Source organism: Streptomyces triticisoli (assembly GCF_003270085.1).
GTDB lineage: Bacteria > Actinomycetota > Actinomycetes > Streptomycetales > Streptomycetaceae > Streptomyces > Streptomyces triticisoli.
Map to the genome: position 1 here is coordinate 18,570 of NZ_QFDQ01000015.1, position 22,029 is coordinate 40,598.

Sequence of the window (22,029 nt, forward strand, 5' to 3'; positions counted from 1 at the left end):
GACCAGCCAGGTCGTCACTGCATGAGCAGCGCTTGACCGATGCACGGCTGGGGACGCCTCGACGGACACCAATCCACTGTGCTCCACCCCGGATTGCCCCGGCAGCTCACCGCGATGGTGAGGGCGTCACCAGCAAAACCTGAGCCGGCCGATCAACCAGTGCGCCCACGGGTGACCAGCCCGACGCCCGCCGGGCACGACCTCGGTCACACCGGGGACCGGCCCTACCCCGCGCGCAGCATCAGCCCGATCCCGGCGACCAGCAGCCCCGCGGCAGCGATGCGCGGACGCCCGAACCGCTCCTTGAAGAACACCGCGCCGATCGCGGCACCGACGATGATCGACGATTCCCGCAGCGCGGCGACCGGTGCGAGTTCCGCCCTCGTCTGCGCCCACAGCACCAGCGCGTACGCCGTCACGGACAGCGCCGCCCCGAGCAGCCCGAGCCCGGCGTACGGCCGGAGCACGGTCGCCGTACGCCCGCGCCAGCGCCACACCGCGTACACCGGGATCACCGCGCCCTGGACCGCCATCAGCCAGGCGATGTACCCGAGGGACGACCCCGAGGCGCGTACCCCGAGCCCGTCGACGACCGTGTACACCGCGATGGACAGCCCCGTGGCCAGCGCGGCGCCGATCGCCGCCCAGTTCGGCCGGTGCCCGCGCAGCCCCCACAGGGCGACACCGGTCAGTCCCGCGCAGGACAGGGCGATGCCCGCGGCCACCCAGCCGTCGGGCACCTCGTGCGCGAAGAGGGCCGCGAGCACGGTGACGACGAGGGGTGCGGTGCCGCGTGCGATCGGGTAGGCCTGTCCGAAGTCGCCGAGCCGGAAGGACTTCATCAGCAACACGTAGTACACGATGTGGATGGCCGCCGAGGCGAACAGGTACGGCCACGCGCCGCGCGCCGGGAGCGGGACGAACGGCGCCATGGCCAGCCCGATCAGCAGGCCCCCGCCCGCGATCAGCGTGAATCCGACCAGCTTGTCGACGATCCGGTGGGCGATCGCGTTCCAACTGGCGTGGGTGACCGCCGCGAGCAGCACCGCCGCGGTGACGGCCGGTGTCACGAGGTGTGCTCGCGCACGTCCACGAGGGTGGCGCCGGCCTGGGCGACCAGCGCCTTGGGTTCCATCGGGAAGACGGTGTACGGGGTTCCGGCGGCCGCCCAGACCACGTCGTGCTCCAGCAGCGACCGGTCGGCGAGCACCCGCGTCCGCGTTCGGTGGCCGAAGGGCGGTACGCCGCCGATGGCGTACCCGGTGGTCTCCCGTACGACGTCGGCCTTGGCCCGGGTGACCTTCTGCGCGCCGAGTTCCTCCCGCACGCGCTCGAGGTCCACGCGGGAGGCCCCGTCCATGAGCACCAGGACCGGCTCCTCGTCGACGGCGAAGATCAGCGACTTGCAGATCTGGCTCAGCTCGCAGCCGATGGCCGCGGCGGCCTCGGCGGCGGTCCGGGTCGCCTCGGGGAACCGGCGGACCTCGGCGATCAGCTCCCCGAGCCCCAGCTCGCGCAGGGCCTCGGCGAAACGGGGGTGGGCTGCGGACTCGGGTGGCGGCGTCATGGAGGGCAGGTTAGCTGCTGCCTACAGACGTCGTGTGCGGATTTCCCCGTCGCGGATCTCCCCGTCATGGACGAGGCCGGTGAGGGTGCGCCGTCCCCACGGCACCCTCACCGGCCGGTCTCTCGGCCGAGCCGGGGCTCAGGCCCGTACCAGTTCCCGGTCGTCGGCGGGGTCGGCCTGCTCGGTGCGCAGGCTCTCGCCCTCCACGTCGACGTTGGGCAGGGCGCGGTCCAGCCACTTCGGCAGCCACCAGGCCTTGTGGCCCAGCAGGGCCAGGACCGCGGGCACGATCGCCATGCGCACGATGAACGCGTCGAAGAGCACCGCGACCGCCAGGCCGAAGCCGATCATCTTGACCATCGACTCGCTGGAGCCGATGAACCCGGAGAAGACGGCGATCATGATGACCGCGGCGGCCGTCACCACCCGGGCGCTGTGCCGGAAGCCGGTCACCACGGCCTGGCCGGGCTTCTCCCCGTGGACGTAGGCCTCGCGCATCCGGGTCACGAGGAACACCTCGTAGTCCATGGCGAGGCCGAAGACGACGCCCACCATGAAGATCGGCATCATCGACATGACCGGGCCGGTCTGCTCCACGTTCATCAGGCCGGACAGCCAGCCCCACTGGAAGACCGCGACCACCGCGCCGAGCGCCGCCAGCACCGACAGCAGGAAGCCGAGCGCCGCCTTGAGCGGGACGAGGACCGAGCGGAAGACCACGATCAGCAGCAGGAAGGCGAGGCCGACCACCAGGGCCAGATACGGCAGCAGCGCGTCGTTCAGCTTCTGCGAGACGTCGATGTTCACCGCCGTGGAGCCGGTGACCAGGACCTTGGCGTCCGTCCTGGCCTCGATGTCCGCGCCCGCGTCGCGGATGGCGTGTACCAGGTCCTCGGTGGCGGTCGAGGACGGCTTGGACTGGGGGATGACGGTGACGATCGCGGTGTCGCCGGCCTTGTTGGGCTGCGGCGGGGTCACGGTCACGATGTCCTTCAGACCCTTGATCTCGTCGGTGACCTTGGTGAAGGACGCCTTCGGGTCGTCGCTGCCCTTCGCGTCGACCACGACCATCAGCGGGCCGTTGAAGCCGGGGCCGAAGCCCTCGGAGAGCAGGTCGTAGGCGCGGCGCTGGGTGGTGGAGGTGGGCTGGGAGCCGTCGTCGGGCAGGCCCAGTTCGAGGGAGGCGGCCGGGATCGCGGCGGCGCCCAGGCCGATCACGCCGAGCAGCAGTACGGCGAGCGGACGGCGGACGACGAAGCTCGCCCAGCGCGTGCCCATGTTCGGCCGGCCCGGCTTCTTCGCGTCGCGCCCGCGGCCGAGCAGCCCGCTCTCCCCGGTCGGCTTGATCTTGCGGCCCGCGTAGCCCAGCAGCGCGGGGATCATCGTGAGGGCGATGAGGACGGCGATGACGACCGTGCCGGCTGCGGCTATGCCCATCTTCGTCAGCATCGGGATGTTGACCACGGACAGGCCGACCAGGGCGATCACGACGGTGAGGCCGGCGAAGACCACCGCGGAGCCCGCCGTGCCGACGGCCCGCCCGGCTGCCTCCTCGCGCTCGCGGCCCTCGGCGAGCTCCGCGCGGTAGCGGGAGACGATGAACAGCGCGTAGTCGATGCCGACCGCGAGGCCGATCATCGTGGCCAGGATGGAGGTGGTGGAGCCCAGGTCGAGGGCCTTGGCGAGGGCGGTGATCGTCGCCACGCCGATGCCCACGCCGATGATCGCGGTCAGCAGCGGCAGCCCGGCCGCGATCATCGAGCCGAGGGTGATGACGAGGACGACGGCCGCGATGCCGATGCCGATGACCTCCGCCGCGCCGGTCTGGGGCACGGTGTGGAGGGCGTCGCCGCCGATCTCCACGGTCAGCCCGGCGTCCCGCGCGTGCTGCGCGGCCGTCTTCAGGGCAGTGCGGGAGGAGTCCTCCAGCTCCATTCCGGAGACCTCGTAGCTCACCGACGCGTAGGCGATCGTGCCGTCCTGGCTGACGGCCCTGGTGACGTAGGGGTCGGTGACGGCGGCGACCTCCGAGCCGCCGGACAGCTCCTTGACGGTCTTCCGCACGGTCGCCTCGTTGCCGGCGTCCGTCATCTTCTCGCCACCCGGCGCCTTGAACACCACGCGCGCGGTGGCCCCGTCGGCGTTCGCGCCGGGGAAGCGCTGTTCCAGCAGGTCGAAGGCGCGCTGTGCCTCGGTGCCGGGGATGGAGAAGGAGGTGTTGCCCGCGGCGGGCGCGGAGGCCGCGCCGACGCCGGCGAGGGTGAGCAGCGCCACCCAGATCAGGGCGACGAAGTGCCGTTGCCTGAAGGCCAGGCGGCCGAGTTTGTAGAGGAAGGTGGCCACGTTGACGTAACTCCCGGTCAGGTCGTGGGGCTTGTTCTGGGCAGGGGTCATCGGCCCGACGACGTGAGCGGTTCGGCGTCAGGTTGTTACGGGGGTGGTTACGGGGACGGGGACCAGCTGGGTCAGGGGGTGGGCACGCCGAGGGCGGGGAGGACCACGGCGTCGAGGTACGAGGTGAGGAAGGTCCGTGTCGGCGGTTGGTCGTCCAGCAGTGTCCTGGTGGCGAATCCGCCGACCAGCATGTGCAGCAGGAAGTCCAGCGCCGGGCAGTCCGGCCGGATCTCGCCCCGGCCGACGGCCCGCTGCAGCATCCGCCGGAACTCGGCCATCTCCGGCTCCACCAGCTGTTCCCGGAACGCCTGGCGCAGGTCCGGGTTCTGGTGGATCGCCATGGCCACGCCCCGCATCAGCGCGGCGTTGCGCTCCACGGTGCAGTCGTCCTCCAGCGCCACGAGGGCGTGCAGGTCGCCGCGGAGCGTGCCGGTGTCGATCTCGTCGGTCCGGGCGGGCTTGCCGTGCCGGAGGGCCTTCACCACCAGCTCGGCCTTGCCGCCCCACTGGCGGTAGAGGGTGGCCTTGCTGGAGCGGGTGCGGGCGGCGACGGCGTCCATGGTGAGGGCGTCGTAGCCGACCTCGCGGAGCAGGTCGAGCACGGCCTCGTACAGCTCGGCCTCGCGCTCGGGCGTGAGACGGCTGCGACGCGGTGGTGCGGCCTCAGCCATGGCCTGTCGCCTTCTCTTTCTCTCTGCGAATCTCTGCGAACGACACGGTCGGGTGCGTGTTCCGGTGTGCGTTCCGGCCCGCTTTTCGTACGCCACGAATGTAGCGCAGGGGCCGAGCGAAACGAAACGGTTTCGTACGTGGGCTGGGTCACGGTTGTCGCGTTCGCATAAGTTGCTGCGGGCCATACCCGGGCAAAGCATGGGAAGGTGAGCTATCTGCGCCTGCCGCACCTCAGCGGTGACCTGCTGTGCTTCGTGGCCGAGGACGACCTCTGGCTGGCGCCGCTCGACGGTGCGGGCCGTGCCTGGCGGCTCACCGTGGACCGTACCAAGGTCGGCCATCCCCGCTTCTCGCCCGACGGGCGTCACATCGCGTACACGAGCTGGCGGAGTCTGGTGCCCGAGATCCACCTGGTTCCGGTGGACGGCGGGCCGGGCCGGCAGCTGACGTACTGGGGCAGCACCGACACCCGCGTGTGCGGGTGGGCGCCGCCCGACGAACACGGCCATCTCGACATCCTCGCCGTCACCTCCCACGGCGAGCCCTTCTCCTACTTCACCTGGGCCTACAAGGTCGCCACCGACGGTTCCCCCGGCCGCAAGCTGCCCTGGGGGCCGGTGACCGACCTGCAGGTCGCCGACGTGGACGACGGGCACAGGACCCTGCTGCTGACCGGTGCGCCGCCGCACGAACCGGCCTCCTGGAAGCGGTACCGGGGCGGTGCCACGGGCCGGCTGTGGCTGCACGGGCAACGGCTGCTCGCCGACATCGGAGGGCATCTGGACTGCCCGATGTTCGTCGGCGGCCGGATCGCCTTCCTCTCCGACCACGAGGGCGTGGGCAACCTCTACTCGTGCGCCCACGACGGCTCCGACCTGCGCCGGCACACCGACCACGACGCCTTCTACGCCCGGCACGCCGCGAGCGACGGGACGCGGGTGGTGTACCAGTGCGCGGGCGACCTGTGGATCGTGGACGACCTGTCCCCGGACTCGGTCCCGCGGCGGCTCCAGGTGCGGCTGAGCGGAGCGCAGGCGGGCCGGCGCGGCTACCACGTGCCGGCCGCCCAGCACGTCGACGGCATCTCCGTCGACGAGACGGGCCGGGCCAGCGCGGTCGTCGTACGGGGCTCCCTGCACTGGCTGACCCATCGTGACGGCCCCGCGCGCACCCTCATCGACACACCGGGCGTACGGATCCGGCTGCCGGAGATGCTCGGCGAGACCGGCCAGGTCGCCTACGTCACCGACGCCGAGGGCGAGGACGCCGTCGAGATCGCCCACCTCCCCCGCGCCACCGGCGCCCGCCCACCCCGCCGCCTGGCCTCCGGCCGCCTGGGCCGCGTCCTGGAACTGACTTCCGACCCCGCCGGCGAACGCCTCGCCATAGCCTCCCACGACGGCCGCCTGCTGCTCCTGGACGTGGCTGCCGGTGGCTCGGGAGCGACGGCGGCCGCCGGTGCCTCGGGCACCGTGGAGGACTCCGGCGGCTGGGCCGCGACGGAGAACTCCGCGACCGCGGGCGGCTCCGCGGACGTGGGCGGCCCCGCGGGCCCGGGCGGCCCCACAGACGCGGGCGGCCCCACAGGCACGAGCAGCCCCACAGAAGCGGGCTACCCCATGCGTGCAAACGCTCCCGCAGACGCGGGCGACCCCACGGGCACGAGCGACCCCACAGACGCGGGCAGCCCCGCAGGCACGAGCGGCCCCGCCGCCTCCGGCGCCCCCGGCCCCCGGGGCGCCCCCGGCGGTGGTACCGCGGAGGGTGCCGGCGGGGGTGTCACCGAGTTGGTTCGGTCGCTCAACGGGCCCGTGCGGGATCTCGCGTTCTCGCCGGACGGAGCGTGGTTGACCTGGTCGCAGCCCGGAGTGGGACGGACGCTGCGGCAGATCAGGATGGCCCGGATCAAGGACCGGCTGACCGTCGACGTGACCGACGGACGGTTCGAGGACGAGAACCCGGTGTTCACCCGGGACGGCCGGTACCTGGCCTTCCTGTCCTGGCGCGGCTTCGACCCGGTGTACGACGTGCACACCGGGGACCTGTCCTTCCCCCTCGGCTGCAAGCCCTACCTGGTCCCCCTGTCCTCCGCGACCCCCTCCCCCTTCGCGCTGAACCCCGAGGGCCGCCCGGCCGCCGGCGGCCTGGACCCCGTCGAGGACGAGGGGGCCGAGGAGCCCGGCGCGGTGACCGTGCAGCTCGAGGGGCTGGAGAGCCGGGTCACTCCGTTCCCGGTCATCGCCTCCAAGTACTCCGCGCTGTGCCCGGTCGCCGGCGGCGGCCTGGTCTGGCTGCGCTGGCCGATCTCCGGCGCGCTGGGCGAGACGTTCGTCAACCCGGACGACACCTCCGGCCGGCCGACGCTGGAGCACTTCACCCTCAGCAAGGCGAAGAAGTACGAACTCGTGAACCACCTCGACTTCTTCGCGGTCAGCGGCGACGGCACCCGGCTCGTCGTCGCCGACGGGGGCGACCTGCGCGCGGTGCCGTCCACGGAGGTCGGCGACAGCGACACCACGACCTGGATCGACCTGCGCCGGATCCTGCACGTGGTGGACCCGCCCGCCGAGTGGCGCCAGTCGTACGAGGAGGCGGGCCGGCTGATCCGGGCCTATTTCTGGGAGCCGGAGATGTGCGGCATCGACTGGGACGGGGTGCTCGCCCAGTACCGCCCGCTGGTCGAGCGCGTCGCCTCCCCCGACGAGTTCGCCGACCTGCTGCGCGAGGTCCTCGGCGAGCTGGGCACCTCCCACGCCTACGTCGCCGCCGCCCGCCGCAACGAGGGCCCCGCGCACTACCAGCGCCGGCAGGGCCTGCTCGGCGCCAACCTGGTGAGCCGGGACGGCCGTTGGACCGTCAAACGGATCCTGCCCGGCGACTCCTCCGACTCCAGGGCCCGCTCCCCGCTGGCCGGCACCGGCATCCGCGAGGGCGCGGTCCTGACCCAGGTGGACGGCCGCCCGGTGGACCCGGTGGCGGGCCCGTACCCGCTGCTGGCCGGTTCGGGTGGTACGACGGTGGAGCTGACCTTCGAGCCCGCGGAGGGCGGGCCGCCCCGCCGGGTCGCCATCGTCCCCCTGATCGACGAGCGCCCGCTGCGCTACCAGGACTGGGTGGCCAAACGGAGGGCCGTCGTACGGGAGTTGAGCGGCGGCCGCTGCGGCTACCTGCACATCCCCGACATGGGCGGCTCCGGCTGGGCCCAGTTCAACCGGGACCTGCGCATGGAGATGTCCCGGCCCGCGCTGATCGTCGACGTCCGCGGCAACGCCGGCGGCCACATCAGCGAACTGGTCATAGAGAAGCTGACCCGGACCATTCTCGGCTGGGACCTGACCCGCAACGCCCAGCCGGTGTCGTACACCTCGGACGCGCCCCGCGGCCCGATCGTGGCCCTCGCCGACGAGGCGACCTCCTCCGACGGCGACATGATCACCGCGGCCTTCAGGCTGCTGAAGCTGGGCCCGGTGGTCGGTCAGCGCACCTGGGGCGGCGTGGTCGGCATGACCGGCCGGCACCGCCTCGGCGACGGCACGATCATCACGGTGCCGATGAACGCGGCCTGGTTCGACGCCTACGGCTGGTCCGTCGAGAACCGCGGCGTCGCCCCCGACGTGGAGAGCCTGCGCACCCCCCTGGACTGGGCCGAGGGCCGCCACGTCGAGATGGACGACGCCATCGAACTGGCCCTGGAACTCCTGGAGGCCAACCCGGCGGCGACCCCGCCCGACTACGGCGACGTACCCGACCGCTCACGGCCGAAGCTGCCCCCGCGCCGCTGAGCCCGCCTGCCGGTGAACACCCGTCACCAAACGTGGGGTGCCCCAACACACGGGGCACCCCACGTCGTTACGGTCGAAGCCGAGCGCGGCGACAACAGTGACTACCGGTCGTAGTCCTCGTTGCGGCGACCCTCCGTCTCGTCGCGCGTGCCCTCCATGCCCTGCCGGGCACGGTCACGCTCCTGGGAGGCGCGCTGGCCCGCCTTCTCCCGGCCCTCGCCGGACCTCTCCTTGCCCTGCCGACGCGCCTGCTCGGTCTGTTCCTGGGACTTGTCCTTCATGCCCATGCTGTTCACTCCCGTATGGGTGAGGATGATCCCCACGTGGGCGAGGGGATCGGCCTCGACCAGATTCACACGGGCGGTGACCCTGCGCATGTCGATCAGTGACGGTACGTGGTTGAGGTCGTCCGGTGCTGCTCGTCGGCCGCCCCGCCCGCGCCGACCAGCCCGGTCCGCACGCCCGTCAGCCGGTCCGCGAACCGCCGCATCTCCCGCTGCCCCACGGTCCCGATGATCCCCGGCAGATACCCGCGCACGCCCTGCGTCCCCCGCAGCCACCACTGCCCGTACACATGGCCGGCGCGCCGCTCGATCCCGGCCACGATCCGGTCCACCGCCGGTCCCAGCGGGTAGGTCTTGTTCGCCGGCCACGGCAGCCGCTGCCTCAACTCCCGCATGACGTCGTCCTGGTCGGCCCCGCGCACCATGTCGGTGTCGGTCCAGGACAGATACGCGACGCCCACCCGCACGCCCCTGTGGCCGACTTCGGCGCGCAGGCTGTGCGCGTACGCCTCCACACCGGACTTGGAGGCGCAGTACGCCGTCATCATCGGCGCCGGGGTGATCGCGGCGAGCGAGGCGATCTGCAGCAGATAGCCCCGGCTCTCGGTGAGCGCCGGCAGGAACGCCCGCCCGGTGACCGCCGATCCGATGAGGTTGACCTCGATCACCCGCCGCCAGGCCTCCGGATCGGACTCGGTGAACGGACCGCCGCTCGCCACACCGGCGTTGGCGACCACGATGTCGACCTTCCCGAACCGCTCCCTGACCTCCGCCGCGACCCGGGTCATCGCCTCGTGGTCGGTGACGTCGGCGTGCCAGTGGGCGCTCTCGCCGTGCAGCCGCTCACCGACCTGCTTGAGCGCGTCCGGCTCCAGCCCGACCAGCGCGATCCTCGCGCCGCGCGCGGACAGCTTGCGCGCGAGCAGCTCACCGACGCCCCGCGCGGCCCCCGTGACGACCGCGACCTGCCCTTCCAGGCCCACCCTGCTCATGCGCCCTCCTTGATCCGTGCGTCGTCGTTGACCCGTGCGTCGTCCTTGATCCGTGCGTCGTCGTTGCCGTGCCCGCGTGCCCGCCCGGTCGCCCGCACCGCTCGCGTCCAGGTACCAGCTGGTGCAGCCGCCGGTGTTCCACACCGTGCGCTTCATGCGCTCCTGCACCTTGCGGTTCCAGGCGTTCACGGCACTGGGCCGGGCGTCGAGGGCGGCCCGGCCGCCGAGGACCTCCAACTGCCGCAGGAAGTCGGCCATGTAGTTCAGCTGGGACTCGATCATCAGGATCATCGAGGAGTTCCCGAGGCCGGTGTTGGGCCCGATGATCGTCATCCAGTTCGGGAAGCCGGCCGCGGAGGCGCCGCGCAGCGCCGCCATGCCGTCCTTCCAGGTCTCGGCGAGCGTACGGCCGTCCGCGCCGACGACCCGCTCGGCGATCGGCAGGTCGGTGACGTGGAAGCCCGTACCGAAGACGATCACGTCCACCTCGGCCTCGGTGCCGTCGGCGGCGACGACGGTCGACCCGCGGACCTCGCTGAGCCCGCTCGCGACCACGTCCACGTTGTCCTGCGTGAGCGCCGGGTAGTACGTGTTGGACAGCAGGATCCGCTTGCAGCCGATGCGGTAGTCCGGGGTGAGCCTGGCGCGCAGCTCCGGGTCCTTGACGGCGCGGGCCATGTTGCGCTTGGCCAAGTGCTCGACGAGACCGAGCTCGTTGGGGTGCTTCGTGAACGCCTGGACCTGCAACTCCCGGATGCCCCACAGCAGTCCGCGGCGCAGCTGCGTGGTGAACGGCAGCGTGCGGTGCAGTGTGCGCTCCACTCCGCTGATCGCGCGGTCGACGCGGGGCAGCACCCACGGCGGGGTGCGCTGGAAGACGGTGAGCCGGGCGACCTCCGGCTGGATGGACGGCACGATCTGGATGGCGGAGGCGCCGGTGCCGACCATGGCGACCCGCTTGCCGGCGAGGTCGTGGCCGTGGTCCCAGCGGGCGGAGTGGAAGACCTTGCCGGGGAAGGAGTCGAGCCCCGGAACGGCCGGTACCTTCGGGTCGGACAGCGGCCCGGTCGCGGAGACGACGACGTCGGCGGAGAGGTTCCCGCCGGTGGTCTCGATGTCCCAGCGCAGCTTCTCCGCGTTCCAGGTCATCTTCTTGACCTCGGAGTCGAAGCGGATGTGCGGGCGGAGGTGGAAGACGTCCGTGACGTGCTCCAGGTAGGCGCGGATGTGCTCCTGCCCGGAGAAGGTGCGCGGCCAGTCGGGGTTGGGCGCGAAGGAGAACGAGTACAGGTGCGAGGGCACGTCGCAGGCGCACCCCGGATAGCTGTTGTCGCGCCAGGTGCCGCCGACACTGCCGGCCCTCTCCAGTACGACGAAGTCGGTGATCCCCTCCCGGCGCAGCCGCACGGCGGCACCCAGCCCGCCGAAGCCGGATCCGATCACCGCCACCCGCACATGTCGGTGCTCCGACATCGCACCCCTCCCTGCCTCGCGTCCTGCGACTCGCGTCCAGCCCTCAGCGACTCTGCCAGTGAACACTGGCGTAATGGGGAGCGTAGAGGAGGTGCGTACTGATGGGTAGAGGCCCGACCACAGCGTTTTGCATCAGCGGCTGCCGCCGCGGGCACCGCTGGTACAACATAGGCTGCTGCCGTGGCAGAAGACGGTGGAGAGCGCGGCGGACAGGCTGGAGGCCCACGCGAGTACCGCATGGAGGAACTGGCCCGCCTGGCCGGCATCACCGTGCGCACCCTGCGCTTCTACCGCGAGCGCAAGCTGATCCCGCCGCCGCGTCGCGAGGGCCGTATCGCCTGGTACGACGACCGTCACCTGGCCCGCCTGCGCACGATCTCGGCGCTGCTGGAACGCGGCCACACGCTCAGCGGCATAGCGGAACTGGCCGAGGCCTTCGACCACGGCCGGGACGTCGGCGACCTGCTGGGCCTGGGCGCCCCGACGGAGGAGACCCCGGTCCGCCTCACCCCGGAAGACCTCGCCGACCACTTCGCCGGCGAGGTCACCGCCGAGAACCTGGCCGCCGCCATGGAGCTCGGCTACGTCGGCACCGACGGCGGCGAGATCGTCCACGTCAGCCGCCGCCTGCTGGACGTCTCCTCCGCCCTGGTCCGCGAGGGCATCCCCCTCGCGGAAGTCCTCGACGCCGGCCGCCGCGTCCGCGAACACGCCGACGCCCTGGCCGCCCTCTTCACCGACCTGATCCTCCGCCACGCCCCCGAGGGGGATCTCCCGCGCCTGCGCCCGTTGGCGAAGAGCGTGGTGGACGCGGAACTGTCGATGGCGCTGGACCGCAGGGCGCGCAAACAGCCGTAGCGGAGACTCTCGGCGGGCCCTAAAGGTCGTAGACGACGGTCACCGGCGCGTGGTCGGACCACCGCTCGGCATGCGTGGCCGCCCGCTCCACGAACCCCTTGACGGCCTTGGCGGCGAGCCCGGGCGTGGACACGTGGTAGTCGATGCGCCACCCCGCGTCGTTGTCGAAGGCCCGCCCCCGGTAGGACCACCAGGTGTACGGCCCCGCCACGCCCGGATGCAGAGCACGCACGACATCGACGTACCCGCCGGCGGTCGGGGCGAAGACGGTGTCCAGCCACTCCCGCTCCTCCGGCAGGAAGCCGGAGTTCTTGATGTTGCCGCGCCAGTTCTTGAGGTCGGCCTGCTGGTGGGCGATGTTCCAGTCGCCGCAGACGAGGACCTCGCGCCCGTCGGCGGCGGCCCGCTCGCGCAGCCCCTTCAGATGGGCGAGGAACTCGCCCATGAAACGGATCTTCTCGTCCTGCCGCTCGGTGCCGACCTCGCCGGAGGGGAGATAGAGGGAGGCGACCGTCACACCCGGCAGGTCGGCCTCGACGTACCGCCCGCTGCCGTCGAACTCGGCGGACCCGAAGCCGATTTGAACCCGGTCGGGTTCGCGCCGCGTGTAGAGCGAGACTCCGGCGCGGCCCTTGGCGGCGGCGGGCGCGTGCACGACGTGCCAGCCGTCGGGCGTGCGGACGTGCTCGGGCAGCTGGTGGGGCTCGGCGCGCACCTCCTGCAGGCACAGCACGTCGGCCTGGGTCCCGGCGAGCCACTCCACGAAGCCCTTCTTGGCGGCGGCGCGCAGTCCATTCACATTTACGGAGGTCACGGTGAACACGGGGGCACCATACCGGCACACTGGACGAGGTCTTTTCGAAGACCGCGCCCTTGCCCGCTGCCGCATCGACATACGGTTTCCCACATGCATATCCGCCCAGTCCCCTTCGACCACCCCGACGCCGTCAAGCTGAACGACGAGGTCCAGGCCGAGTACCACGTCCGCTACGGCGACGGCGGCGACGCCACGCCCCTCGACCCGGCCGACTTCCGGCCCCCGAACGGCGCGTACCTGATCGCCTACGACGAGGACGGCACTCCCGTCGCCACGGGCGGCTGGCGCAGCCAGGACAAGAACCCCGAGGGCAACGAGGACGGCGACGCGGAACTGAAGCGGATGTACGTGATCCGGTCGATGCGCGGCCGCGGCCTGGCCCGTCGCGTCCTCGCCGCCCTGGAGGCCGACGCCCGCGCCGCCGGCCGCCTCCGCATGGTCCTGGAAACCGGCGACCAGCAACCGGAGGCCATCGCCCTCTACACCTCCAGCGGCTACGAACCGTGCACCAAGTTCGGCTACTACCGCGAGTACGAGTCGAGCATGTGCTTCGCGAAGACGCTGTAGGGCGCGCCGGCAGGGCGGGGGCCCGAGCTCGGACCCGGACCCGTCAGAGCTTCCCGCCGATCTCACACGCCCGGCACGGCGGCCGGCCGCACGTGCACTGCATGAGGGCGTCGAGGACCTCGCGGTCGTGGTAGAGGCACTCGTCCCTGCAGGTGTGGCGCGGGATGAACCCTGCCGGGATCTCATCGGGCCACGGCTCGTGACCGTCCCGGCAGCGGGCGAACCGCTCGGGGTCGGCGGAGTGCAGGTCGTGCATGCTCGACCGCGCCTCGTCCTCCAGCTCCCGCACCCGCTTCAGCAGGCCGTTCAGCTCGGCGGCGATGCCGGAGTACCGGTCGGCGCCGGTCCTCACGTGCGCGGCCCGCAGCGCCATCGCCGCGTTGCCCAGAAACCTGCCGGCATCCTGAAGGTCGGTCACGTGATGCAACTGAATGCCGTTCACGCCCCGTACCCACACGGCGTCCGCGTTGCTCACTGGCCCGCCCTTCCGGTGTCCACCTTGGTTTCGCTGGGAAATCAGTCCGTTTACGGAAACTAAGGGCCCGGGCCGCGACCGTCCAGCACATTTCGGAGTGAGCCGACTCACAGGGCACTCATAGGGCACTCACAGGGCATGACGTGCTGGATTTGACACGTGCACTTACGGACCGTCTCCTGGAAGGAGAGATGCGCTGCATGGAGTGCGCTTTTCGGAGCGCGCCGCACGCACTCGGGTTGGCCGGCGTCCACCGGTTTACGGAGTGGTGATGGCGACCTATCAATATCTATGCAGCCACTGTGGGCCATTCGACGTGAAGTTGACGATCGGAACGGCGCCCGCATCCTACGACTGCCCTGTCTGCACAGGGGCTGCGAGACGCGCGTATTCCTCGGTCGGCCTCGCGCTGACCTCGAAAGCGACCGCCGCCCTCCATCAGCGGGAAGAGCAGACCCGCGAGGCCCCGCCCGTGATCTCCGAAGTGCCGCCGCGCGCAAGGGCGGAACGGCGCCCACACCCCGCGATCTCGCGGTTGCCGCGCCCTTGAGGCCTGTGGCCACAACCCCGGTGGTGGTGCCCGCGCAACCGGACAACCGGGCCAGAAGCCCGGTCCAGGAACGAGGAATGAGGATCCGTCATGCCCGAGGTTCTCTTCAGTGTGGACCAGAGCAAGTCGATGCGTGAGCAGGATGTCCCCGGACACAACCGGTGGCATCCGGACGTCCCCACCGTCACCATGGTGCGGCCGGGAGCGGAGTTCCGTCTGGAGTGCCGCGACTGGACCGACTGCCAGATCGGCGACAATGATTCCGCCAACGACGTACGCGACATCGATCTGACCGTTCCTCATATGCTCAGTGGCCCGATAGGCGTGGAAGGAGCCGAACCGGGTGACCTGCTCGTCGTGGACCTTCTCGATCTCGGCCCCATTCCGCAGCAGACCGGAGACGTTTCGGGCCAGGGCTGGGGATACACCGGCATCTTCGCCAAAGCCAACGGCGGCGGCTTCCTGACCGACTATTTCCCGGACGCCTACAAGGCCATATGGAGCTTCCACGGGCAGCAGGCGGTCTCCCGCCACCTGCCCGGAATCCGCTTCACCGGAATCACCCACCCCGGGCTGTTCGGCACGGCTCCTTCCGCCGAGATGCTCGCCCGCTGGAACGCCCGCGAAAAGGCGCTGATCGACACCGACCCGAACCGGGTCCCGCCGCTCGCCACACCGCCGACCACCGACAACGCGCTCGCGGGCACGGCCACCGGGGACGCCGCACGGCGCATCGCCGAGGAGGGCGCACGCACGGTGCCGCCCCGCGAGAACGGCGGCAACCAGGACATCAAGAACTTCACGCGGGGTTCGAGGGCCTTCTGCCCCGTGTACGTCAAGGACGCCAAACTCTCCATAGGCGACCTGCACTTCAGCCAGGGCGACGGAGAGATCACGTTCTGCGGCGCCATCGAGATGGGCGGCTACGTCGACCTCCATGTCGACCTGATCAAGGGCGGCATGGAGACGTACGGCATCACCACCAACCCCGTGATCATTCCGGGCAACGTCGAGCCGAGGTACTCGGAGTTCCTCACCTTCATCGGGGTCTCGGTCGACCACGACACGGACACGAACTTCTACCTGGACGCGACACTGGCCTACCGCCGGGCCTGCCTCAACGCCGTCGAGTACCTCAAGAAGTTCGGCTACAGCGGCGAGCAGGCCTACCTGCTGCTCGGCGCGGCCCCCATCGAGGGACGCATCAGCGGCATCGTCGACATCCCCAACGCCTGCTGCTCGCTGTACGTCCCCACCGCCATCTTCGACTTCGACATCCGCCCCACCGCCACCGGCCCGACCAAGGCCGACCGCGGCCAGTGCGCCCTGACCAGCGCCTGACCGGCCAACGCTGGCAGGCTTCCGCTCCTGGCCCGCGCGGGGCGGATCCGGCGGTAGCGTGACCGCCATGACGGCTGAGAGCGAGGCGCTGGCAGGCGGCATGGTGAACGCCGGGGCGGTCTTCCGCCGGGGTGCGCTGGTGGAGCGCCCGGCGCCGCGCAACGCGCCCGCCCTACATGTCCATCTCCTCGCGCTGAAGGAGCACGGCTTCGACGCGGCACCGACTCCTGTCGGCCTCACCGAGGACGGCCGTGAGCAACTGGCCTTCATCCCCGGCGCCGTGGCTCTGCCGCCGTTCCCGGACTGGGCGATGACGAAGGCCGCCCTCGAATCGGTGGGCAGCCTGCTGCGGCGCCTGCACGAGGCCGGCGCGGCCGTCGAGGTCGACGCCGGCGCCGGGTGGCCCCTGGACCTCGCCGATCCGGAGGGGGGAACGCTGCTGTGCCACAACGACGTGTGCCCGGACAACGTCGTCTTCCGCGACGGCCGTGCCGCCGCCCTGATCGATTTCGACCTGGCGGCCCCGGGCCGCCCCCTCTGGGACGTCGCCATGACCGCCCGCTACTGGGTGCCCATGGCCGACCCCGCGTCCGCGGCCGCCTTCTACCCCTCCGGACTGGACGCACCCGCGCGGCTGCGGATCCTCGCCGACAGCTACGGCCTCTCGCCGCGGGACCGCGCCGAACTGCCCCGCGTCATCGAGCAGGCCACCGAGGTCTGCCGGAGCTTCGTCGCCGCCCGCGTGGCCGACGGCGACCCCGCCTACCTCCAGGCGCTGGCCGAGCGCGGTGGATGGGAACGCTGGGATCGCATGCAGACCTGGCTGGCGGACCACCGCGCGACGTTCACGGCTTCCTTGCTGAACTGACCGGCCCGGACTGCCGACTCAGGCAGTTCACCGCGGTCGGCCGAAGCGTTGAGCCGCCAGTCCATCGGCCAAGGCGGCTCCGTGAACTCGTCGGTCACTCGTCGGGCTCCACCTTCCGCGCCCTGTGGCGGATCCTTGAGGACTCTTCGAGAAGGGCCTTGGCCTCGGCGATGCCGGTGGACTCCGCCGCGCGTTGGTGGAGGTCGGCCATGTGCGCGTCGAGCTTCGGATCCCGGGCGATGGCGTACTCGCCCCACCAGCGGGCCATGAACGCGGGCAGCGGTCCGATGTCGTAGGTGTCGGCGATCGCCCGCTTCCAGTGCTCGTCGAAGTCGGGCAGGAGCTGGGGAGTGTGCCGGGCGATGGCGGCACGCAGCGCCTTCGGGTTCCGCTCGGGCATGGGCGGAACGGTCGGCGTGGGTTCTGCGGCGTGTGCGGTCATGACCGGGGGTACTCCTTCGTGCTCCTTCGGCGCACCGTTCCTACGACGATAGCCCGCCTCGATCACCCGGGTGAGCCGTTCGGCGCCGGGCGCTGGTGCCGGGCCTGGTATGGGGCGCGTGGGTTCATGCGGGTGCTCCCGGAGTGTGGTCACCGGTTCCGTCGCCGTCCACCGAGCCGCAGGGCTCGTCGATGTCGTCCGCCGAGGGCAGGCGTCGGCCGCGGGACTCCGCGACGCGCAGGGCGTCGGCGAGGCACTCGGTGAGGCGGATGGCGGCGTACCGCACCTCGACGTGCGGGGACATCGGGTCCTCCAGCACCAGTCGGGCACGGCGGAGCACGTCCAGGCCGTCGGCCAGCTGCCGGGCCTCCGTCTCGTCGGCCAGCCGGGAGACGTATCCACCCTCGCTGCCGTTGGCGAGGAAGCAGGGCTTTCCGTCCGGCGACGACCAGGGCAGCAGCCGGAGCGAGGGGTACGACTCCATCACGCGGCCACCTTCCCCGCGCCGATCACGTGCTGGTCGAGGTCGATGCCGAAGTCGGCGGCGAGGACGAGGGTGACCCGGCGGCGGCGCTGACGTGCGCGTTCCTGTTCGTGGGCGGTGAGGTAGGGGCGGACGAGCCGGGAGGCGGTGCCGTCGAGGGGGAGGTGCAGGCAGTACGGGGAGCGGTGGAGGGGGAGGCAGACGGAGTCGGTGGCGGGGGTGGGGTTCGGGGTGAGGTGCGCGGGGCGAGGGTCGCCCGCACGGTGGGTTCCGGTACCGGGACCGAAGAGAAGGCCCAGCCAATGGGCGAGGCGGCGGATAAGGTCGTGCATGTCGACGCTCCTTTGCAGCGTTGGCCGTGCCCCGGGGCCCTGCCAGGCCGCCGGGGTCTTTTCATCACTTCAAGACTACCCTGCACTAGAGAGCACTAGGGAGCACTAGGGAGCACTAGGGTGCAATAGGTAGCAGATGGCTGCACCCGTACGTACCCGCCTGTTGAGCAGCGCTTTAGCGTGCAGTTATGGCCGACATCCGTGAGTGGCGACCCGACCCCACGAGTCACGTGTACGTGTACCTGCAGGTGGCGCACCACATCGCCGAGCAGATTCGAACGGGGCGCCTTCCCGTGGGCGCACGTCTCGCCGGCGAGCGCGACCTCGCGGAGGAGTACGGCGTAGCGGTCAACACCATCCGCCGAGCCATCCGCGACCTACGGGATCAGGGGCTGCTTATCACTGTTCCCGTCAAAGGAACTTTCGTGCGCGCGGAGGATCCCTCACCTGAGGGCCCCGGAAAAGAAGACGGGACCGCCGACTGACGGTCCCGTCCCACTGCGGCGCTGCTACTCGGCGGCCTTCGCCCGCCCGCCCCGGCGCTTCTCCGGCCGCCGGTCACGGAGATCGGCCTCCGACAGCCGACGGACGGCGCAGCCCTTGTTCAGTGCCGTCTGGAACTCGCGGGCGGGGCTGTCTCCCCACTCCTCGTCGTACTCGTCGTACCACTGGTGGCCCCAGGGCATGACCTCCCTCAACCCGGCCAACAACGGCACGAACCGCGGGTCCTCGGGCTGCCAGCCGTCCTCCTCAGTGCGGTCGTTGATGAGGTTGACGAGGTCCTCGGCCTGATCCCTGTGGTTCCAGCCGGCCCAGCCGAGCAGCAGTGACGGGTCACCGTCGGTGGAGGCACTTGGGTAGGAGATGAACCGCTCCTTGGGCACATCGAGCTTGCCGCGGTTCGACCAGTAGGAGTGCCGGAGGAAGTCGGCGCCGCTGTACTTCGGCGGGACCTTGATGTCCAGGCGCACGCCGTCGCGGTCCTCCTCTCGCTGCTGCTCCCAGACGCGTTCCCACTGCGCACGCTTACGCAGACCAGACTCCTTGTAGCGGGGGGCGGCGAGATAGGGGACGTGCTCGTTCTCGATGACGGCTTGGAACACGGTGGCGAGGGACGCCTCGGACTTCTTGAGGTGGTCGGCCGCGTACAGGGCGGCGACCCGTCCGATCCACCCGCAAGGCTGAGTCATCCACCCGCACCCCCTTGGACCAGGATGACCAGAAATCAGGTACTTCGCCGGGCAGTTGTCTGGCAGGGTCGGAGACCATGCAGAAGATCGCGAAAGCATCGCTCGTCGCCCTCTCGGCCGGCGTCCTGGCCCTGACCCAGGTGGGATCCGCGCAGGCCGCCCCGCACTGGAACAAAACGATCAAGTGCCAGCAGAAGGACTGGGACGGACGGAACGTCCCCACCCGTGTCGGCAACAGCGAACTCGGCTGGGCCCACTTCTCGGGCAGGCACAACATTCGCACCTGCCGCATCGTCAACGCTCCCCTCAACGGCAAGCCGGACAAGAACGACGGCAAGGGAGGGCTGGAATACTGGGGCTATGCCTTCGACGGCAAGCACCCGCAGGTGAAGATCATCGTCAAGGCGCAGGTCACCCGCCGTACCCAGGACAAGCGGTACGACGCCGGGAAGGGGCAGATGATCGGCGTCATCACCGCCTTCTGCAAGGGCATGACGAAGTGCCCCAACTGGATGAACCAGTCCACCGCCAAGTTCGCGCGCTGACAGGGAGACGTTCGTATGACGCCGTGGGAAGTGGCCGTCGCACAGGCCGACGTGACCGGCCACATGATCCGCTACACGCAGGCGCCCCTCGTGAAGAAGCTCCGCGTCCGCGGCGTCCTCCCAGCCCCCCACCGGTCACCGGCCGTACGGATCGCCCTCGGCAAACGCACAGCGGACGTCCATGGCCTCCTCGCCGTCTACGAGGTCCCGCTTTCCCAGCAGGACGAGATGCTGAGCCCATGGGATGCGGTCAGCCGCGTACGGCATGAGGCCGGCGAAGTGCGTTTCTACTCCGGCGGCCAGGTGGACACCGTGCTCGGCGCACCGCTGATCAGGCTCTCGGAGGACGTGCCCTACGAGGAGCGTCCGGAGGACCGGGCGTACGCGCTGCTGACCACGCTGAACTGTCCGGCTCCGGGTGACGAGGAGCGGGAGAAGGCGGAGTCACTGCTGGTCGGCTTCCTGTACCTCGGCGAGGGCCGGATGCGGCTGTACGTGCGGCATCAGGGTGATCCCGACGTGGTGGGCTGCGATGTGCGGCTCGCGGAGGCAGGACCGGCAGTGATCGCCGAGGTGTTCCCGCGGTCGCGGGAGCGCGAGCTGTTCGAGGATCCGCAGGACGATCCGCACTGTGCGGCTTTGGTGAACCTGGTGCACCGATAGCAGCCGACTGGCACTGCGAGCTGTGCGGAGGCGGGATACCGCAGCATCAGATCGCGCAGCGGCCGCCGCCAAGTGCTGACGCCTTACACGGCTCAGGGGAGGATAAGGACCGCCCATGGCGGATCGGACACCGGCCGAGCAGGCGCTCGCCCCTTCGTACACGACCGGTGACGGCAGCGTGAGGTTCGGTATCGACGCTCTGTCGGTGGAACACCGTCCGGGAGACCTGTTGGATCACCTTCGCAGGCACAGGGCATCCGCGAGCCACAGAGCGCCGCTGAGTCACCGTCAACACGTCAGAGCCCCGGTCGGTGATCACCGACCGGGGCTCTGAGCTGCGTGGGGTGTTCACGAGAAGCCTTGACCAGCGGTGACGCGAGGGCTTGAAGATCGTTCCCCGTTCGTGAAGTGATCGTTCCCCGTACAGCCAAGCCTCTGGTCTTGCCGGCTTGGCTGGAGCCCTACTCTGCTTCGGAAGGTGCGCGGGTCAGCTCGTCAGGGGAGTACACCTCGGCTCCGGCGAGCGGAAACTTGACCATGACACCGCCGTTCGCGGTGATCATGACGACCTCCCCTACCGGATCTTCGGGATGATCGGTCGGCACTACAGGGGTGACTTTGTCACCTTCAGTCCATTCAGTCACTGTTCTTCCCTTTGGGGGATTACCCCGGAAACGACAAAGATCCCGACCGATCAAGAAGATCGGCGGGATCTCGTCAACAGCTCTCGAGCTAACTCAAGAACAGTCATGCGTGGACCTGTGGGGATTTGAACCCCAGACCCCCTCGATGCGAACGAGGTGCGCTACCGGACTGCGCCACAGGCCCTTGCAACGAGGGAAACCTTAGCATCCTCGTCCGGGTGGTTGGAAATCCGTTGCCGGGCTGGTCAGGAGCGGGGCCCGGTCCTGGGGTCACTCGTTGGCCGCGCGGGGACGGTCGCCGTCCTCGTACTGGTCGAAGAGCGGAGTGCGGCCGCGTTCGCGGGAGCGGCGGGCCGAGGCGGCGGTGGAGGTCCCCCCGCGCGAGCGCGTTCGAGCGTGGGGGAGGGCGTCGTCGGTGGGCGAGGAGGGTTCGCCCCCGGCGGGGGCCGCGTCCTGCTCCGGTACCGCCGTGGACGAGCGCGCCGAGCTCCAGGTGTCCGGGGCACCGAGGTCGACGTCGGAGGTGGCGCGCGGGGCGACCGGGGCCGTGACGTACGTGGGCAGCGGGACCGGGACCGGGTCCCAGCTGTCGCCCCGGCCGGGGCGGCGCTGGCGCTCGCGCTGCTGGTCGAGCCACTCGGCGTGGTCGGTCTGCTCGACCAGGGCGCGCCGGTCGGCGGCGAGGGCGGACAGTCCGGGGTCCGTCTCCGGTTCGGGTCCCGCGTCCGGCGCGTCGGCGGAGGGGTCCAGGGGTGCGCGCCGGCGGGGCCGGCGCCGGTTCTCGTGCAGCCGCTGCGCGGCGGCCTCGGCGTGGCGGCGGTCCATCTGGTAGGTGAAGCGGCGCCGCTCCTGGGCTCGCAGATACGCGATGTACGCGCTGAGCAGCACGGCGGGTGCGCCGGGTGCCCACAGGAAGGCGAGTCCGCCGACCGCTGCGACGATCGCGCCGAGGGTGAAGGCGAGGAAGAGAAGAACCGTGGTGCGCCGACGGCGTGCGAGCACCTTCGAGCGCCGGGCGCGCGCTGCGGCCGCCTCTGCGCCGGGCGCGCGCCGGGCCGCGGGGACGGCAGCGGGGACGGCAGCGGAGAC

The 22,029-nt window shown here is 70.8% G+C and carries 23 protein-coding genes and 1 tRNA gene; 9 read left to right on the forward strand and 15 right to left on the reverse strand.

Translation table 11 applies throughout. From position 1 onward, the window contains the following. Positions 1-224: 224 nt before the first annotated feature. The 4 genes from DEP02_RS03375 to DEP02_RS03390 all read right to left on the reverse strand — a co-directional run bounded on the left by DEP02_RS03375 (position 225) and on the right by DEP02_RS03390 (position 4,632). The gene (locus DEP02_RS03375) at positions 225-1,070 is read right to left on the reverse strand and encodes a DMT family transporter (protein ID WP_112465814.1); all 846 of its coding nucleotides are present in this window, start codon (positions 1,068-1,070) and stop codon (positions 225-227) included. Beyond that, entirely contained in the window at positions 1,067-1,567 is a 501-nt protein-coding gene (locus DEP02_RS03380; protein WP_112465815.1) for a YbaK/EbsC family protein, read from the reverse strand. The genes DEP02_RS03375 and DEP02_RS03380 overlap by 4 nt, the downstream gene beginning before the upstream one ends. A 138-nt stretch (positions 1,568-1,705) precedes the next feature. Further along, positions 1,706-3,910 (reverse strand): MMPL family transporter, encoded by a 2,205-nt coding sequence (locus DEP02_RS03385; RefSeq protein ID WP_112465830.1) that lies wholly within the window; start codon positions 3,908-3,910, stop codon positions 1,706-1,708. Positions 3,911-4,032: 122 nt separating this feature from the next. Next, the gene (locus DEP02_RS03390; RefSeq protein WP_112465816.1) at positions 4,033-4,632 is read right to left on the reverse strand and encodes a TetR/AcrR family transcriptional regulator; all 600 of its coding nucleotides are present in this window, start codon (positions 4,630-4,632) and stop codon (positions 4,033-4,035) included. 207 nt (positions 4,633-4,839) lie between these two features. On the opposite strand from DEP02_RS03390, the gene DEP02_RS03395 reads away from it, so the two are divergent. Next, a complete protein-coding gene (locus DEP02_RS03395; RefSeq protein ID WP_112465817.1) occupies positions 4,840-8,415 on the forward strand; it encodes a S41 family peptidase in 3,576 nt (1,191 codons plus the stop codon). 101 nt (positions 8,416-8,516) lie between these two features. Here DEP02_RS03395 and DEP02_RS03400 read toward each other — a convergent pair whose 3' ends face one another. Then, the gene (locus tag DEP02_RS03400; protein ID WP_232838934.1) at positions 8,517-8,792 is read right to left on the reverse strand and encodes a hypothetical protein; all 276 of its coding nucleotides are present in this window, start codon (positions 8,790-8,792) and stop codon (positions 8,517-8,519) included. Positions 8,793-8,797: 5 nt separating this feature from the next. Next, on the reverse strand, positions 8,798-11,164 hold the full coding sequence (locus tag DEP02_RS03405) for a short-chain dehydrogenase/reductase (protein WP_112465818.1): 2,367 nt from the start codon (positions 11,162-11,164) through the stop codon (positions 8,798-8,800). Positions 11,165-11,401: 237 nt separating this feature from the next. Between DEP02_RS03405 and DEP02_RS03410 the strand changes: the two genes are divergently transcribed. Further along, positions 11,402-12,022, forward strand: coding sequence for a MerR family transcriptional regulator (locus DEP02_RS03410; protein ID WP_112465819.1), 621 nt, complete (start codon positions 11,402-11,404; stop codon positions 12,020-12,022). 19 nt (positions 12,023-12,041) lie between these two features. Here the strand turns inward: DEP02_RS03410 and DEP02_RS03415 are convergent, their stop codons facing one another. Continuing rightward, positions 12,042-12,845: an exodeoxyribonuclease III gene (locus DEP02_RS03415; protein WP_232838935.1), complete on the reverse strand. Its 804-nt coding sequence runs from the start codon at positions 12,843-12,845 to the stop codon at positions 12,042-12,044. 84 nt (positions 12,846-12,929) lie between these two features. On the opposite strand from DEP02_RS03415, the gene DEP02_RS03420 reads away from it, so the two are divergent. Continuing rightward, positions 12,930-13,406, forward strand: coding sequence for a GNAT family N-acetyltransferase (locus DEP02_RS03420; protein WP_112465820.1), 477 nt, complete (start codon positions 12,930-12,932; stop codon positions 13,404-13,406). Positions 13,407-13,449: 43 nt separating this feature from the next. Here DEP02_RS03420 and DEP02_RS03425 read toward each other — a convergent pair whose 3' ends face one another. Next, on the reverse strand, positions 13,450-13,881 hold the full coding sequence (locus DEP02_RS03425; RefSeq protein ID WP_112465821.1) for a hypothetical protein: 432 nt from the start codon (positions 13,879-13,881) through the stop codon (positions 13,450-13,452). A 271-nt stretch (positions 13,882-14,152) separates the two neighbouring features. Here DEP02_RS03425 and DEP02_RS35640 point away from each other — a divergent pair, with 271 nt between their 5' ends. From DEP02_RS35640 to DEP02_RS03440, 3 genes are all read left to right on the forward strand, one after another. Continuing rightward, a complete protein-coding gene (locus tag DEP02_RS35640; RefSeq protein ID WP_112465822.1) occupies positions 14,153-14,431 on the forward strand; it encodes an FmdB family zinc ribbon protein in 279 nt (92 codons plus the stop codon). Positions 14,432-14,521: 90 nt separating this feature from the next. Then, complete coding sequence (gene fmdA / locus DEP02_RS03435) at positions 14,522-15,772, forward strand: formamidase (protein WP_112465823.1); 1,251 nt, start codon at positions 14,522-14,524, stop codon at positions 15,770-15,772. A gap of 67 nt (positions 15,773-15,839) precedes the next feature. Beyond that, positions 15,840-16,640, forward strand: coding sequence for a phosphotransferase (locus DEP02_RS03440; protein WP_112465833.1), 801 nt, complete (start codon positions 15,840-15,842; stop codon positions 16,638-16,640). Positions 16,641-16,734: 94 nt separating this feature from the next. On the opposite strand, the gene DEP02_RS03445 is transcribed toward DEP02_RS03440, so the two are convergent. The 3 genes from DEP02_RS03445 to DEP02_RS03455 form a co-directional block, all read right to left on the reverse strand. Next, positions 16,735-17,082 carry a DUF6247 family protein gene (locus DEP02_RS03445; RefSeq protein WP_112465824.1) on the reverse strand — a complete coding sequence of 116 codons (348 nt, stop codon included), beginning with the start codon at positions 17,080-17,082 and terminating at the stop codon, positions 16,735-16,737. 124 nt (positions 17,083-17,206) lie between these two features. Further along, positions 17,207-17,566 (reverse strand): hypothetical protein, encoded by a 360-nt coding sequence (locus tag DEP02_RS03450; RefSeq protein WP_112465825.1) that lies wholly within the window; start codon positions 17,564-17,566, stop codon positions 17,207-17,209. Next, a complete protein-coding gene (locus DEP02_RS03455) occupies positions 17,566-17,898 on the reverse strand; it encodes a hypothetical protein (RefSeq protein ID WP_112465826.1) in 333 nt (110 codons plus the stop codon). The genes DEP02_RS03450 and DEP02_RS03455 overlap by 1 nt, the downstream gene beginning before the upstream one ends. Positions 17,899-18,086: 188 nt before the next feature. Here DEP02_RS03455 and DEP02_RS03460 point away from each other — a divergent pair, with 188 nt between their 5' ends. Then, positions 18,087-18,383: a GntR family transcriptional regulator gene (locus DEP02_RS03460; RefSeq protein ID WP_198668270.1), complete on the forward strand. Its 297-nt coding sequence runs from the start codon at positions 18,087-18,089 to the stop codon at positions 18,381-18,383. A 24-nt stretch (positions 18,384-18,407) separates the two neighbouring features. Here the strand turns inward: DEP02_RS03460 and DEP02_RS03465 are convergent, their stop codons facing one another. Beyond that, complete coding sequence (locus tag DEP02_RS03465) at positions 18,408-19,088, reverse strand: DUF7008 domain-containing protein (protein WP_232838936.1); 681 nt, start codon at positions 19,086-19,088, stop codon at positions 18,408-18,410. Positions 19,089-19,165: 77 nt separating this feature from the next. Between DEP02_RS03465 and DEP02_RS03470 the strand changes: the two genes are divergently transcribed. Both DEP02_RS03470 and DEP02_RS03475 read left to right on the forward strand, forming a co-directional pair. Then, on the forward strand, positions 19,166-19,633 hold the full coding sequence (locus DEP02_RS03470; RefSeq protein WP_232838937.1) for a hypothetical protein: 468 nt from the start codon (positions 19,166-19,168) through the stop codon (positions 19,631-19,633). A 15-nt stretch (positions 19,634-19,648) separates the two neighbouring features. Beyond that, positions 19,649-20,296, forward strand: coding sequence for a hypothetical protein (locus DEP02_RS03475; protein WP_112465827.1), 648 nt, complete (start codon positions 19,649-19,651; stop codon positions 20,294-20,296). Between the two features lie 461 nt (positions 20,297-20,757). Here the strand turns inward: DEP02_RS03475 and DEP02_RS33220 are convergent, their stop codons facing one another. From DEP02_RS33220 to sepX, 3 genes are all read right to left on the reverse strand, one after another. Continuing rightward, positions 20,758-20,940 (reverse strand): hypothetical protein, encoded by a 183-nt coding sequence (locus tag DEP02_RS33220; RefSeq protein WP_157977357.1) that lies wholly within the window; start codon positions 20,938-20,940, stop codon positions 20,758-20,760. Between the two features lie 110 nt (positions 20,941-21,050). Then, positions 21,051-21,124: transfer RNA gene (locus tag DEP02_RS03480), tRNA-Ala, on the reverse strand. An 86-nt stretch (positions 21,125-21,210) separates the two neighbouring features. Then, a partial coding sequence (gene sepX, locus DEP02_RS03485; protein ID WP_438947720.1) for a divisome protein SepX/GlpR occupies positions 21,211-22,029 on the reverse strand: 819 nt, incomplete at its 5' end.

Coding starts and splice junctions, on each gene's coding strand:
- DEP02_RS03445 (WP_112465824.1), bottom strand. CDS start 17,082: ATGACCGCACACGCCGCAGAACCCACGCCGACCGTTCCGCCCATGCCC.
- DEP02_RS03440 (WP_112465833.1), top strand. CDS start 15,840: ATGACGGCTGAGAGCGAGGCGCTGGCAGGCGGCATGGTGAACGCCGGG.
- DEP02_RS03470 (WP_232838937.1), top strand. CDS start 19,166: ATGCAGAAGATCGCGAAAGCATCGCTCGTCGCCCTCTCGGCCGGCGTC.
- DEP02_RS03410 (WP_112465819.1), top strand. CDS start 11,402: ATGGAGGAACTGGCCCGCCTGGCCGGCATCACCGTGCGCACCCTGCGC.
- DEP02_RS03450 (WP_112465825.1), bottom strand. CDS start 17,566: ATGGAGTCGTACCCCTCGCTCCGGCTGCTGCCCTGGTCGTCGCCGGAC.
- DEP02_RS03460 (WP_198668270.1), top strand. CDS start 18,087: ATGGCCGACATCCGTGAGTGGCGACCCGACCCCACGAGTCACGTGTAC.
- DEP02_RS03455 (WP_112465826.1), bottom strand. CDS start 17,898: ATGCACGACCTTATCCGCCGCCTCGCCCATTGGCTGGGCCTTCTCTTC.
- fmdA (WP_112465823.1), top strand. CDS start 14,522: ATGCCCGAGGTTCTCTTCAGTGTGGACCAGAGCAAGTCGATGCGTGAG.
- DEP02_RS03475 (WP_112465827.1), top strand. CDS start 19,649: ATGACGCCGTGGGAAGTGGCCGTCGCACAGGCCGACGTGACCGGCCAC.
- DEP02_RS03405 (WP_112465818.1), bottom strand. CDS start 11,164: ATGTCGGAGCACCGACATGTGCGGGTGGCGGTGATCGGATCCGGCTTC.
- DEP02_RS03420 (WP_112465820.1), top strand. CDS start 12,930: ATGCATATCCGCCCAGTCCCCTTCGACCACCCCGACGCCGTCAAGCTG.
- DEP02_RS03380 (WP_112465815.1), bottom strand. CDS start 1,567: ATGACGCCGCCACCCGAGTCCGCAGCCCACCCCCGTTTCGCCGAGGCC.
- DEP02_RS03390 (WP_112465816.1), bottom strand. CDS start 4,632: ATGGCTGAGGCCGCACCACCGCGTCGCAGCCGTCTCACGCCCGAGCGC.
- DEP02_RS03400 (WP_232838934.1), bottom strand. CDS start 8,792: ATGCGCAGGGTCACCGCCCGTGTGAATCTGGTCGAGGCCGATCCCCTC.
- DEP02_RS03465 (WP_232838936.1), bottom strand. CDS start 19,088: ATGACTCAGCCTTGCGGGTGGATCGGACGGGTCGCCGCCCTGTACGCG.
- DEP02_RS35640 (WP_112465822.1), top strand. CDS start 14,153: ATGGCGACCTATCAATATCTATGCAGCCACTGTGGGCCATTCGACGTG.